Raw genomic sequence first — 13,564 nt, forward strand, 5'->3', positions numbered from 1 at the left:
CTTGTTTATCAGGCAAATTGCAATCGGCAATTGATTATTGACGCTGCCAGCATTTATGGATATTATAGATACATATAGTCTATGATTAGGAGGTAATTTTTTGTGAAATATTCGAGGGCGACGGATTATGCTCTTCATACAATCTTGTTTCTTGCCAGAAATGGCTCGGAAAAGAAATTGGGGGTTCAGGAATTAGCTGAAAAACAAAATGTTTCCCCTACCTACTTGTCAAAGATACTTAATAAGCTGGTTAAGGAAGGGATGATTCATTCTTCACCAGGAGTTAACGGCGGGTATTCCTTAGGTCCCCATTGGGAGAAGATCTCTTTTTTTGATATTATCCAAGCTATAGAGGGAAAAACTTCCTTATTTGACTGTTGCCTGAACTCGAACCCTGAATGCTCCATAAAAAAAGTCATGCTTGCAGCTGAGAAAAATATGGAAGAGGAACTAAGAACTAAAAAAATATCAGAGCTTGTCTAAGCTCTGGTGGAAGAGGGGTTATTTTTATGGCTATGACAATAAAACAGCCTATTCAAAAACAGTCTATTCAATATTCTAAGATCGGTGTGTTATCCCTGGCCCACATGCTCAATGATCTCTATAGCAACTTTCTGCCCCAGATGCTTCCCTTTCTCATTATTTTACATCCGGACTTTACGGCAACCCAAGCAGCAATTCTTGTATCTTCCTTTACCATCTCTTCTTCCTTGGTGCAACCTTTTATCGGCTATTATCTGGATCGCCGCGGCAAACGCTGGTTTGTTTATGTAGGAACTTTGTGGATGGCCATCATGCTCAGCTTGACAGGAGTTGTTCATGAGAATTATATCCTTCTGGTCACCTTGGCTACTCTGGCCGGCCTTGGTACGGCAGCCTTTCATCCTCAAGCCTCCACCATGGTCAACATTCTAAGCGGAGACTATAAAGCGGTTTTGCTTTCGGCGTTTATCGCCTTTGGTAATTTTGGTTTTGCTCTCGGCCCCCTGCTCTTGGTGCCCTTATTCGAGGCCCATGGTTTGCAGGGAACTCTCTACATGGTGATTCCTGGTGTGATGGTATCCTTGCTCCTCCTCTTTTTCTCTCCCCGGGTCAATGTATCTCCCTCAACCCCCCCTGAGTTTTCCGCTCTGATGGCATCCCTGAAAACTGCTGCGAGGGAACTGAGCACTATCGTCGGAGTCATCGCCGTACGTTCTTTAGCTTATACAGGAATGCTCACTATGCTTCCCCTGTATTTTAAATCCCAGAACCTATCCAATATTGCGGCCAGCCACCTGGTAACCATTATGCTGGCTGCTGGAGCGGCGGGGGGAATTATCGGCGGTTTTATCTCTGATAGATTCGGACGGAAGCCGTTGATCGTGGGGTCCCTCCTTCTGGCTACGCCTTTGTTCTTTGCTTTCCTCTACACAGAGGGAACCTTGAGCACTCTCTTTCTCGCTTTAGCCGGGGCTTCTCTGCTCTCAAGCTTCTCTGTGACTGTGGTCGCAGCTCAGGAGGTTATTCCCAATAATAAGGCCATGGCAGCAGGTTTAACTTTGGGTTTCGCCGGAGGAGTCGGGGGCCTTGCAGTGGTTCTGATTGGCCGTATCGCCGATCTTTGGGGGCTTCAAATGGCTATTTCCGCTCTCTTTGTCCTGCCTTTCGTCGCCGGTCTGCTGGCACTGTTTATGAAAAGCCGTCCTGCAGCACGGGTGCAGCGAGGTGCTTAGATCTCCATTTAAAAATAGGATCGGCGCTGGGTATTACCTTTTTGTTTCTCCAGTGATTTTTCATAAACCCATTTTTGTAGCCCACCCGTTGATGCCATAGCAAGTTCGGCCAATTCATCGGCCTTTTTATAATCTTGTTTTCTAAAAGCCGCTTCTGCTTCAAGTGCATAGTGCAAGTGCTTATGCTTAATCCGGACTTTATAAGTTTCGAACTCCTCAAGGTTCCCATGGAGCAGGGCAATTAAAGCCAGATTATGATAGCGGATATTGCTGTTTTTAATCTCTTGAGCGGTTGCTTCGGCTTCTCTCAAGAGATTTTTTTCTATTTGCAATGTGGCTGTGAGAGCGATCTTAGCTTGCTTGTAGAAAGAACTGAGCCTTTCCAGCTGAATCTCCGCTTCTTGATAATCTTTCTCCACTAAAGAAATCAACAAGGCGTAATAAGGATGGTCTCTCTTCCGCTGAACATATCTACCCACTAAGTTCATATTCTTCGTATAAACAGCAATGTAGAGATAGAAAGTCACACCGCTAATTACCAAAATCACATAGAGATAAAGCAATAGCGGTATTATATCGATGTCTAAGCCTACATAGTTTTTCAGGATAGCTATGACGATTCCGAGAACTACTCCCATTAAAATAACGGCTGAATAGTGTCTCACCTTTTTATTCATTATACTAAACTCACTTTCAGCTAGTTCCAGGAGACTGGCTCAAGTATAAGGTTCTTGCCAAGATCTATCTATCATGGTAAAGCAACAAATCACCAGGTGTATTAGGTTATAAATACAGCGAAAGCCACCTGTCAAGGGTGGCTTTCTGCGTAAAAAACCTTTGACTAAGATCTTTACTGGCCGCTATTGACATCAATAAAAGGGACTGCTCCACCGGTAACATTGGGAAGTTTGCCATCCCATTTTTCAATAGCTTTAATCTTAGCTTCAATTTCCCTTAGTTGTACCAGTTCAGGAGTAACTTCTTGCTTTTGAAGCCGTAGAGATTCCGCTTCAGCTTTTGCTTGTTCTACTTTTTGCTTGGCCTCGATTTCAATTCTTTGCAGATCAAGATTAGCCTTTAAAGCTTGCTGCTCAGCAATTTGCTTTTGTTCAATCGCATTGTTGAACTCCTGACTAAATTTGAATTCAGTGATATTTATTTCGTCCAGAACCATATAGTAAGTCGCTAGTTTTGAAGCAAGAGTCTCTTTAATCTTGGCACTAACTTCTGAACGTTTGGAGATCAACTCTTCAGCCGTATATTGAGCCGTTATTGCTTTCACCGCTTCACCGATAGCCGGATCAACAATTCGTTCTCCATAAGATAATCCGACATTCTGATAAAGCTTATTCACTTGAATAGGGTCAAGGTGAAAGTTAACCGCAACGGTAGTCGTAACGATTTGTAAGTCTTTTGAAGCGGCCGTTTGCTCGGATTGAGATTTCTGGACTCGTACCTCCATCGGGACAACGCTTTGAACAAAGGGAATTTTAAAATGCAACCCTTCTGTTAAGACGATGGGACGGACAGCCCCTAATTGCAGAACAATACCTCTTTGGCCCGCATTCACGATGACAAAGGCATCCAGTGCCAAGATAACAAGAAGTACAATCACAAGCCCAAAGGTAATGAAGCTTTTGCTCATTTTCATTTTGGGTACCATATTGACAACTTTTTCAGAATCCAATTCATGTCCTCCTTTTTAATTTAATTGTGAAGCAGATGCTTCCTCTTAACTATACCTTATAGTAATAAGAAAAATCTATAATTACTTGCTCAAGAAAAGGATAATTACAACAAAAGACCACTCCCTAAAACAAATGAGTCAGCCTTTATCAAGCAGAATTCATAGGTTTCAGAAAATGATCTTCATTCTTAAAATATAACTGGAGCCGATGGCAGGACTCGAACCTGTAACCTGCTGATTACAAATCAGCTGCTCTACCAATTGAGCTACATCGGCTTGTCTAGCGACAAAATTTATAATAGCATAAGGCTGGAAGTTTTTCAACACCAAAATCTATAAAATTTATTACCATTTCTTGTTACTTGTTTACTTGTTTTCAGCTGCTTATTAAACCTCCTTTAGTATGGCCCATCTTTTGCCTCAAGTTTACATCTGTGAAGTTTTTGCTTAAAGAAAAAATCTCAGATGATTTCCCAAAGCAGGTTAGGGGCATACTAATTTTGATTAAAGGGAGGGCACATGATGAGCAATCTAACCTATGAAGAAATATTCGGCCGTTTGGTCAAAGCATCTTATCAGGGAAAGCTTCAAGAGGAGATCGATTCTCTGGAATCCTCCGGAGATGAGCACACCAGGCAGTATGTCCAGTATGCTCTGGGCAAGGGGGATCCGGATAGAGTCGTCTTTCAGGTTAAGTCCTGCAATAAGAGGTGCTCAGAAGAGGACCATAGTTGCGAAGCCTCCTGCCTCTTCAATGCAGTAGTCCGGGATATGGAAGGGAATGTGGTCATCCAAGATCGGAACTGCACTCACTGCGGAGAATGTATCGAGACTTGCTCTTTAGACAGCTTAGTAGATAAAAAAGAATTCATCCCTCTGGTGGAAATTCTCCAGTCCAAGGAGATTCCCGTCTTTGCCATGGTAGCTCCGGCGATTATCGGACAATTTGGCGGTGATGTGACCATGGGCCAGCTTCGAGCCGCACTGAAGCATCTCGGTTTTTATGGAATGATTGAGGTAGCACTTTTCGCCGATGTACTGAGCTTAAAGGAGGCCCTGGAATTTGACAAGCATGTTCAAACGGATAAGGACTTTGTCCTCACCAGCTGTTGCTGCCCCATCTGGGTGGGGATGGTAAAGAGGGTCTATGATACCCTGGTTCCCCATATCTCCCCCTCAGTATCTCCTATGGTAGCTTGTGGGAGGGGAATTAAACGCCTGCACCCCGACGCCAAAACGGTCTTTATCGGTCCATGTATTGCTAAAAAAGCTGAAGCTAAGGAACCGGATATCCGGGATGCGGTAGATGCAGTGCTAACTTTTCACGAACTCAAGCAAATCTTTGAAGCCACGGATATTGAGCCCTCGGAGATGGAGGATATACCCAGTGAGCACTCTTCTACCAGCGGTAGAATCTATGCCCGCACCGGCGGAGTCTCCAAATCCATCTCTGATACCTTAAACCGTATCCGTCCAGATAAGCCGGTAAAGATCAAATCCATTCAAGCTAATGGCATTAAAGAGTGCAAGACCCTCCTCAATGATATTATGAATAACGAGATTAAAGCCAATTTCTACGAAGGCATGGGCTGCCCCGGAGGCTGCGTAGGGGGCCCCAAGGCTATAGTGGATGTAGATAGAGGTACTGAGTTCGTAAACATATATGGTGCAGAAGCAGACGCCCTTACACCCGCAGATAATCAGCATGTATTGGAGCTGCTTAAGCAGTTGGGCATTGATAGCGTGGAAGAGCTTCTGGGAGGAGAATCTGCGGCAATTTTCCAACGGAATTTTTAATGTAAATTTGCAAATGGAGGCTGATACCATGGATACACAACAGCAAGCGATGGCTAAACAAGCCTCGGTAATTGAGTTAAAACCTAATACAATAAGCCTAAGCCCTGAAAAGGATATAGGCCTGGAGAAGGGCATAAATCCGGGAAAGGAAACCACAAGAAACAAGAAGATGACCCTGCTCATATTCAGCGGCGAATACGATAAGGCCCTGGCCGGCTTGATTCTGGCTAACTCAGGGCGGGAAATGGGTATGGATGTGACCATGTTCTTTGCCTTTTGGGGGCTTTGCCTAGTGCGGGATCCCGAGAAAATGACCTTGGAAGATAAATCTCTCTATGAACAGATGTTCGGCATGATTACTCCTAAAGGAATCGAGGATTTGCCTCTTTCCCGTATGAACATGGCCGGCTTGGGAAAAGCCATGCTCAAAGAGATGATGGAAGATGACGATACGCCCCCCCTTACCGCCTTTCTCAATGGAGCAAGAAAAAAGGGAGTAAAATTCTACGGTTGTAAGCTCTCTGTGGATGTGATGGGTTTTAAAAAAGAGGAATTACTGCCGGAAGTTCAAATTATGACTGCTGCGGATTTTCTTCAAGAAGCTATGGAATCCCAGATACAGCTATTTATATAAACATAATCTTCAGGCTAAACAAGAGGCTGCTGACTTTACAATGCCAACAGCCTTCTGCATACTCTGGAATCATCCGACAGAATGAAAAAGAAATCCCGCAATTTCTTGCAGGATAAGGTTTCTTGTGGAGCCGATGGTCGGAATCGAACCGACGACCTGCTCATTACGAGTGAGCTGCTCTACCTCTGAGCCACATCGGCACTTTTAACGAATGTAATTCTACCTGATTTCTTTCTCGAAGTCAACAGAAATAGCTTGTTTCTGTTGCTGTTACTTAAGTTACTTATTCTCAATTATGCCCATTAGAATTGAATTAATTGAGAAAATTCGTATATTTTAGTGTCTATATTTGTTGAAAACATTGACTTTACGCATGTCCCGTGTTACTTTTTTGTAAGAGTCAGGAAAATAAAGCAATCAAGTTCATAAAAAATGCGGTCGCTTTATCTTCTAGGCTTGCGCAATGAAGAATCCCCAGACGTGGGGATTCTTTTCATTTCACGAGAGCATGGAAGACCTCGCTGAACGAAGAAATACTCCGGAATCTTACAGACTCAGATCTCGATAGCGCTACTAAATAGGCCAAAAAAAATAAGACCCTGCCAGTTATGACAGGGGAAGAAAAAATATATCTTCAAAGGAGGCTAAAAGGAAAAGGTATGGTTATATAATAACCAATAAAAGTGAGCAATGTGTTGCGAGAGTGTGAAAGATTTGTGAAAACTTATAGAAAGTTATTGAAGATATATCAATTAATTTCCTATTCTCAGGGACCGAAAGAACCTAAGGCGTGAGCCGGCAATTCTCCCTAGGACATCAAGAAAAATGTCGATTTCCTCCTTGGTGTTGTAAAGTGCTAAACTTACTCTGACCATTCCAGGATGGGGTAAGGAAGGATTAGCTATATGGCGTTCCATCTCCTGCCTTGAGATATGCAAAAGTCGCTGTACATATGGTTGAGCACAGAAACAGCCATTACGTACAGAAATTCCCCCTTCCTTGGCCAAGTACTCGGCTACATCTTCGTGAAATAGGCCTTCCACATTGAAGGAGATTACTCCGATTCTCTGGGAAAGCTGCTGCTGATTAAGAGGTATTCCACCGTAAAAGGTTATACCTTCCATCCAACGCAATCGCTCATAGGCATAACCTAATAAGCCTTCTTCGTGCTGCAGCACCTTTTTCATCCCTATTGCACTCAGAGTCCGTATGGCAGCAACAAGGGCCACTACCCCCATAAGGTTGGGAGTCCCAGCTTCCTCTTTAGCTGGAGCATCGTACCAAAGTACACGATCCGTTGTTACCATCTGAGCTGTCCCCCCGCCCTGATAGTCCGGAGCTCCCTGGTCAAAAAAGGCACGAGGACCAATTAATACTCCGGTGCCGAAAGGGGCATACATTTTATGGGCTGAGAAGGCCAAAAAATCAATATGCTCTATGGAATGGGATGGGCGCATATCCACAGACGCATGGGGAACTAGTTGTGCGCCATCCACACAAATTCTTGCCCCATACCGGTGGGAGAGCTCGGCAATCTTATGAATCGGGTTCCGATGGCCAGTAACGTTGGACGCTCCTGTAACCGTCACAAGCTTGACTGCGCCCTGGTAGCGCTCCAGCTTGGCTCTAAGGTCATCCATGCGCAGGCGCCCCTGCTCATCAATCTCTATGTAGTCCACGTCGAATCTTTCGCGCCAAGGAAGAAGATTGGAATGATGCTCCATCCACGTGGTCAGAATGACCTCTTTTTTGTTTTTATTCTGGAAACGATTGGCCAGTTTATTAAGTGCCTCTGTAGTATTCTTTACAAAAATGACCGTATCTGACCGAGGGTCCCCTCCAACAAACCTAAGGACCTCAGTTCTGGCCTGTTCATAAATTTGAGAAGACACAACAGATTTATAGCCCGCTCCCCGATGAACGGAGCCATATAAAGGGGCAAAACGATTGATCTCCTCCAATACAGAGAGAAACGGCGGAGTCGTAGCCCCATTATCAAAATTTATTCCCGGGACTGAACCTCCTGCAGCTAGAGGAACTTGGGTATCCAGTCCAAGGAAAAAATGACCATAATTCGTAGGTTGTGTCCATGGGAAAAAGCGAAAGTTCATCCTTTAACCTCCTATATCAGTGATTCTGTTGCTGCGTTTCTATCACTTTGCATTATATGAACGATGCAATAATGTGGTCATTGTCCAATGGAATAAGGCCAAAAAAGAAGAAAAACTAAGCCTTTCTTATGTTCTTGCCTGATTTGCGGTACTATTTTCCTATCTATGAACAAATTGTTCCTTGATATTCGACACATTCCATGGTATTTTGTCATAGTCAGGAAAAATGCCGCGTTTGCCTGATGTTGCGTAATAAATTCCTGGACGCAGGAATTTATAACCAGTCTACTTCGTTACCCAAACGAAAAAGGGAGTGCTTCTGAACTACTTTTAACTGTAGCTAAGAGCGCTCCCTTTCTCGTTACTTTCTAATCTTTTAGAACCCAGTGAAGTTCTCAACAACTTAATCTTGTACCCATTCTACCTCTGTATAAGATAAAATAATACATATGATAAAAAATTATTGAGCACTATTGAGGTTTATTATGCGTTTAGAACAATTACAGCATATTATAGAAGTTTATAATAAAAAATCAATCTCAGAGGCTGCTAGAACCTTTCTAATAAGCCAGCCGCAGCTTAGTCATTCTATTAAACAACTTGAGATTGAATTGGGTTATAAAATCTTTCGCCGCAGCAATACCAACACTATCCTTACAAGTCAAGGTAAGGAAGTCCTGGCTTTGGCTCAGGAGCTGATTAATTATGTCGAAGAAGTCAAAACTTATGCCAGAGGAACTTCTGTATTATATGGGAATATAAGTTTAGCTCTCGGTCCAGCTGTTTTTAATGCCTTTGCCTCTCCCTTGATAACCTACGTACATCAACATTACCCCAATGTAAATCTTGCGATTACCGAAGACTGCGCTAAAGACGTCATCCGTAAGGTAGAAGAAGGGGACAGTATGCTGGGTATTACAGGCTGGCCTAAGGTACAAGAGCATACTCAACTTAAGCTGTTAGATAGTAAAAACATCGCTTATGAAAGAGTTCTGGACACCACTTTTAATGTGATCGTTGGCAATAAGCATCCTTTAGCACAAAAAAAACGCGTGAGCTTATCTGATCTTCAAGAAATGACGTTTGTCGATTATTATGGGATGAATGAAGCTTTTCTGCGAATGTCTGGCATTGCCCCCAAAAACAATCAATCTCTTTTCGTCTATGACCGGGAAATGCTAAAGTTTATTCTCTCTAACAATAGAGGAGTGGCCATCTTTCCCTCGGTTTTTGCCCTCAATGATATCTATTTTAAACAGGGCCTGCTCCAATTACGGCCTATCGACGATATCCCTGACAATATTAACGCATTTATGTATCTTATCTATTTCAAAAATGAGCCCTTATCGTCTTTATTAGAGCAATTCATTAAGGTCATTAAAGAAATCATTCAAAAAACCAATCAGTAATACTAAATCCATCTGGAGGCCTTCTATGCGCTTAGAACAGTTTAAGCAAATCCTTAAAATTGAAGAACATCAATCCTTTTCAAAGGCCGCAAAAGCCCTGTTCATCAGCCAGCCTTCTTTTAGCATCTCTATTAACAATTTTGAAGAGGAGCTTGGGTTTAAGCTATTTGAACGCAATAATAAAAGAGTTGTGCCCACTGAACAGGGAAAGGAAATCCTCTCCTTGGCTAAAAAAATTCTAGACGTCGAAGAGAAGATTAAAGGGATTATGGACGGCAATGATGTCTTAATCCGAAATCTTCATATAGCTGTTCCTGCTGCCCTTGCCAATGCTGTTTTTTCACAAATCCTGATTGATTTCCGGGAACTTTATCCTAGTGTCAATCTACATATTCAAGAAGCCCGCTTTTACGAAATTATCGACATGATGGAAAAAGGAGTCTACTCCCTCGGGGTGATATCCAGCCCTAAAAGCCAGGAACAAGAACTCTTGAGGAAGCTCACAGGCAAAGGTATTGCTTGTGAGATCATTCCAGGAGCAGATAATTTAAATATGACTCTTTTTATCAGCAGCCGCAATCCTTTAGCCTGCCAGGAATCGGTCTGCCTAACAGATTTTAAAAACCTTATATCCATTTCCTATAAAGACAACTTTACCATTGCTTTAAAAGAAATGGACGATATCCACAAACACGTATTTGCTTCATCTAATCAACTTTCTCCCTCAAATAAGGAAATAATTGTTCAAGATATCGAACTTGTAAAAATGCTCATCAGTGAAAATTTAGGATATGCAGTTTTCCCGAAGATTTTTGCCATGAATAATTTATATGTAAAAAAAGGCCTGATACAAGCACTTCCTATTCGGGAGTTCCATGAACCCCACAGTTTTTGTATTCTTTATTTCAGCAAAGAGCCTCTCTCCCTTATTGAAAAAGAATTGTTGATTCATGTACGACAATCCCTTAAAAACATTATTATAAATCAGTAGATCATTTTGCCTATAATCCCCAATCATCAGTGCTCTGTATAAACACAAGAAGCTTATCTTGTGTTTATATTATTTTTCACATATTCTTCATAATAAAACCTATATTATACAAACCCATTGCTCCTCTTTAAAATAGAAAGTGATTACAATCACATTTTAATACAGGAGGTTGATACCATGGCAGTTAAACAAACTGAAGACTCCTTAACACCACATCCACTGGTCACCCCCCAACCCGGAATGGACAAAGAACTTATTAAGGTCTTATTCTTTTTTGTGATTGCAGGGTTAGGATGGATTCTACCGGCACCGGCCCCTATTACCCCTATTGGTATGAAAGTATTTTTCGTGTTCATAGCAACAGTATACGGCTGGACTATATCTGAAAAAGTTTGGCCGAGCCTATTTGCCTGCTTAGCGTTCCCTCTTACAGGGGTAGCGACTATGAAAGAATTTGTGGCCATGGGCTGGGGCAGCGATGTCTTTTATTTCATGGTACTTGCCTTTGTATTAGTTAAATTCTTGGAAGAAGCAGGTGTAAGCCAATTCCTGGCTTCTTGGCTCATGAGCCGCAAAGCGCTCCAAGGACATCCTTGGCGTCTGATTTTTATGATCTTGTTCACAGCTTATCTTGTCTGCAGCTTAGTCAATATCTTTATCGGTATGCTCCTAGTATGGCAGATCGTCTATACCATGACCGATACCATTAGGCAAAAACCTTACGATAAATTTCCAACCTTAATGGTCTTTGGAATCGCTGTAATGGGAGGACTGAGCCTTTGTGCCATGCCTTGGGGTGGCAATGCTATCGTGAACCTCGGGGTATATGCCAACCTTATGGGTGAGCCAGGAAACATGATACGCTATATGGCGTTTAGCTTGCCTGTGGGAATAATCTCCATATTCGCCTACCTTCTTCTCTGTAAATATGTTTTCAAACTCGATATCACATCATTAAAAAAATTAACCAGTGACTTAATTAACCCTGAGGATTTAAAAGTAACCCCAATCAAAAAAATCGCTCTGGTTTCTTTAGGAGCTTTCATTGTTCTATTATTGTTACCAAGTATCTTGCCAAAGGGAAATGCTTTTGCTAATCTGCTGAACCATATGGGCGTAGTGGGCGTTATTGTACTGGTCTTTGGCGTACTCTCCCTGATAAAAAGCAACGGCCAGAATATTTTTAACTTCGCAGCGCTGGCGACTAAAGGCGTACCTTGGAACATGGTGGCCATGGTTCTTGTCATCTTAGCCATTGGCGGTTGTCTGATGAACCCCAAAACAGGTGTCAATGAATTCCTCCAGCTCAACGTGGCTCCCATACTTACCAGCTTATCCCCACTCATGTTCGTTGTGGTTATTACCCTTATTACCGTTGTCCTCACCAACTTCATGATTAACATGGTTGTGGTTGCCCTTTTCTTGCCCGTGGTCATCAGCATGTCCGGTACTTTAGGCATCAATCCTGAACAGGTTTCTTATTTAGTTATGGTCGCCAGCAGCTTTGCCATCCTAACCCCGGCCGCCTCTGCTGCCTCCGCGATCTTATTTCCTAATGCTAAGTGGATTCGCCCTAAAGACATCTACCAATATGGATTCCCCACTATAATTGTGATTACTGCTATAGCAATTATATGGAGCTACCTATCAGGCTTGTTTTTGTACTAATTTCAATAAATAAAATGTCCTTTAAGTTTTCCTTATTCGGACTTATCTTCATGAGTTTTAACTCTTATTAAGGCTCGTGAAGTAAGAATCAAATAAATTTAATCTTAGGAGGTCTTAGTATGGGTCATCCAAGCGTACATCCAACAGGAGTCACTATCTACAATCCGGAAAAATGTTTTAATGGCTACACCATCTTTCCTGCCAACGAGCATGGGGCAACCTTAATCGATATGAATGGCGGCGTGGTCAGCTTCTGGAAAGATTTCCAGGGTTTCCCCAACAAGCTGTTAAAAGGCGGCTATATCATGGGCAGCCTTGGAGAAAGAAATGTTCTATGCGGTTATCAGGATCAAATCGATCTGGTCCAAATCGATTGGGACGGCAATATAGTCTGGAAATTTGATAAACATGAATTTATCGAAGATCCCGATGAAGAGCCCCAGTGGATGGCAAGACAGCATCATGATTACCAGAGAGAAGGCAATCCGGTGGGCTATTATGTACCTGGCATGGAGTGTAAAGTAGACAGCGGGAACACTCTCATCCTTACTCATCGCAATTGCTATAATAAAAAAATGACCGACAAGAAACTTCATGACGACACCATCATTGAAGTAGACTGGGAAGGAAATATTGTCTGGGAATGGAAATGTCACGAACACTTTGATGAATACGGTTTCACCAATGGAGCCAAAAACGCCTTATACAGAGATCCTAATATGACCCCGGCAGGTGCCGACTGGATGCACATTAACTCCATCAGCGTCCTCGGGCCCAATAGGTGGTATGATGCGGGAGATGAGCGCTTCCATCCGGACAACATCATTTTTGATGGCCGAGAAACCAATATTTTAGCCATTATTTCCAAAGAAACCGGAAAAATCGTTTGGAAGCTGGGTCCAAACTATGATGAAAATGAGGCCACAAAGAAAATTGGCGTCATCATTGGTCAGCACCATGTTCACATGATTCCGCAAGGTCTCCCTGGGGAAGGAAATATCTTAATCTTTGATAACGGCGGTTGGGCAGGCTATGATAATCCAAACCAATTTAGTTCTACGGGCAATAAAGCGGTTCGCCGTGATTTCTCCCGCGTCCTGGAGATCGATCCCACCACCATGGAAATCGTATGGCAGTTTTCACCTGCTGAGATGGGACATGGGATGCCCTTCCATGCTTCCCATTTCTATAGCCCCTTCATCAGCAGCGCCCAACGGCTGCCTAACGGCAACACCCTCATCACCGAGGGCTCTGATGGACGTTTGCTGGAAGTAACCAGTGAGCACGAACTGGTCTGGGAATACATCTCACCCTATTGGGGAAAACAAATGCCTATTAATATGATTTACCGTGCTTATCGTTATCCCTATGATTATGTCCCTCAATTGGAGAAGCCTGAGGAGGTTGCCATTGAGCGCATGGATAATACCACATTCAAACTCCCCGGCGCTAAAGGCAATGAGCCTCAAAGAGTCATTGAAGTTGCCGGTACTAAAGGCTATGGCGAATCCGTCGGTTTCTGCGTTCAAAAAGATGAGTAATTAAACATTAA

Annotated in this window: 11 protein-coding genes and 2 tRNA genes; 8 read left to right on the plus strand and 5 right to left on the minus strand. The window is 42.9% G+C overall.

What is annotated here, in order from left to right; all coding sequences use genetic code 11:
• Positions 1-102: 102 nt before the first annotated feature.
• A complete protein-coding gene (locus DESLBE_RS12805) occupies positions 103-483 on the plus strand; it encodes an Rrf2 family transcriptional regulator (RefSeq protein WP_005808457.1) in 381 nt (126 codons plus the stop codon).
• A gap of 26 nt (positions 484-509) precedes the next feature.
• Positions 510-1,715, plus strand: a complete 1,206-nt coding sequence (locus DESLBE_RS12810) for an MFS transporter (RefSeq protein ID WP_005808460.1) — start codon at positions 510-512, stop codon at positions 1,713-1,715.
• Positions 1,716-1,723: 8 nt separating this feature from the next.
• Here the strand turns inward: DESLBE_RS12810 and DESLBE_RS12815 are convergent, their stop codons facing one another.
• The 3 genes from DESLBE_RS12815 to DESLBE_RS12825 form a co-directional block, all read right to left on the minus strand.
• Positions 1,724-2,392 (minus strand): hypothetical protein, encoded by a 669-nt coding sequence (locus tag DESLBE_RS12815; protein ID WP_144677132.1) that lies wholly within the window; start codon positions 2,390-2,392, stop codon positions 1,724-1,726.
• Between the two features lie 173 nt (positions 2,393-2,565).
• Entirely contained in the window at positions 2,566-3,402 is an 837-nt protein-coding gene (locus tag DESLBE_RS12820; RefSeq protein ID WP_011461868.1) for a prohibitin family protein, read from the minus strand.
• Positions 3,403-3,602: 200 nt separating this feature from the next.
• Positions 3,603-3,678 (minus strand) — tRNA-Thr (locus tag DESLBE_RS12825).
• Between the two features lie 246 nt (positions 3,679-3,924).
• Between DESLBE_RS12825 and DESLBE_RS12830 the strand changes: the two genes are divergently transcribed.
• Positions 3,925-5,199: a [Fe-Fe] hydrogenase large subunit C-terminal domain-containing protein gene (locus DESLBE_RS12830; protein ID WP_144678650.1), complete on the plus strand. Its 1,275-nt coding sequence runs from the start codon at positions 3,925-3,927 to the stop codon at positions 5,197-5,199.
• A 169-nt stretch (positions 5,200-5,368) separates the two neighbouring features.
• Entirely contained in the window at positions 5,369-5,833 is a 465-nt protein-coding gene (locus DESLBE_RS12835; RefSeq protein WP_035213394.1) for a DsrE/DsrF/DrsH-like family protein, read from the plus strand.
• A gap of 125 nt (positions 5,834-5,958) precedes the next feature.
• Here the strand turns inward: DESLBE_RS12835 and DESLBE_RS12840 are convergent.
• Positions 5,959-6,033, minus strand: a tRNA-Thr gene (locus tag DESLBE_RS12840).
• Between the two features lie 552 nt (positions 6,034-6,585).
• Positions 6,586-7,944, minus strand: coding sequence for an aminotransferase class V-fold PLP-dependent enzyme (locus DESLBE_RS12845; RefSeq protein WP_005808594.1), 1,359 nt, complete (start codon positions 7,942-7,944; stop codon positions 6,586-6,588).
• Positions 7,945-8,429: 485 nt separating this feature from the next.
• On the opposite strand from DESLBE_RS12845, the gene DESLBE_RS12850 reads away from it, so the two are divergent.
• From DESLBE_RS12850 to DESLBE_RS12865, 4 genes are all read left to right on the plus strand, one after another.
• Positions 8,430-9,353 (plus strand): LysR family transcriptional regulator, encoded by a 924-nt coding sequence (locus DESLBE_RS12850; RefSeq protein ID WP_026184190.1) that lies wholly within the window; start codon positions 8,430-8,432, stop codon positions 9,351-9,353.
• Positions 9,354-9,378: 25 nt separating this feature from the next.
• A complete protein-coding gene (locus DESLBE_RS12855) occupies positions 9,379-10,344 on the plus strand; it encodes a LysR family transcriptional regulator (RefSeq protein ID WP_005808597.1) in 966 nt (321 codons plus the stop codon).
• A gap of 177 nt (positions 10,345-10,521) precedes the next feature.
• A complete protein-coding gene (locus DESLBE_RS12860; RefSeq protein WP_015943047.1) occupies positions 10,522-12,012 on the plus strand; it encodes an SLC13 family permease in 1,491 nt (496 codons plus the stop codon).
• A 119-nt stretch (positions 12,013-12,131) separates the two neighbouring features.
• The gene (locus DESLBE_RS12865) at positions 12,132-13,553 is read left to right on the plus strand and encodes an aryl-sulfate sulfotransferase (protein WP_005808599.1); all 1,422 of its coding nucleotides are present in this window, start codon (positions 12,132-12,134) and stop codon (positions 13,551-13,553) included.
• Positions 13,554-13,564: the final 11 nt, after the last annotated feature.

The organism is Desulfitobacterium sp. LBE, from assembly GCF_007830365.1.
GTDB lineage: Bacteria > Bacillota > Desulfitobacteriia > Desulfitobacteriales > Desulfitobacteriaceae > Desulfitobacterium > Desulfitobacterium hafniense.

Bases quoted from the DNA above. Each gene is read 5' to 3' on its own strand.
- DESLBE_RS12860 (WP_015943047.1), top strand. From the start codon at position 10,522: ATGGCAGTTAAACAAACTGAAGACTCCTTAACACCACATCCACTGGTC.
- DESLBE_RS12865 (WP_005808599.1), top strand. From the start codon at position 12,132: ATGGGTCATCCAAGCGTACATCCAACAGGAGTCACTATCTACAATCCG.
- DESLBE_RS12815 (WP_144677132.1), bottom strand. From the start codon at position 2,392: ATGAATAAAAAGGTGAGACACTATTCAGCCGTTATTTTAATGGGAGTA.
- DESLBE_RS12855 (WP_005808597.1), top strand. From the start codon at position 9,379: ATGCGCTTAGAACAGTTTAAGCAAATCCTTAAAATTGAAGAACATCAA.
- DESLBE_RS12845 (WP_005808594.1), bottom strand. From the start codon at position 7,944: ATGAACTTTCGCTTTTTCCCATGGACACAACCTACGAATTATGGTCAT.
- DESLBE_RS12835 (WP_035213394.1), top strand. From the start codon at position 5,369: ATGACCCTGCTCATATTCAGCGGCGAATACGATAAGGCCCTGGCCGGC.
- DESLBE_RS12850 (WP_026184190.1), top strand. From the start codon at position 8,430: ATGCGTTTAGAACAATTACAGCATATTATAGAAGTTTATAATAAAAAA.
- DESLBE_RS12810 (WP_005808460.1), top strand. From the start codon at position 510: ATGGCTATGACAATAAAACAGCCTATTCAAAAACAGTCTATTCAATAT.
- DESLBE_RS12830 (WP_144678650.1), top strand. From the start codon at position 3,925: ATGAGCAATCTAACCTATGAAGAAATATTCGGCCGTTTGGTCAAAGCA.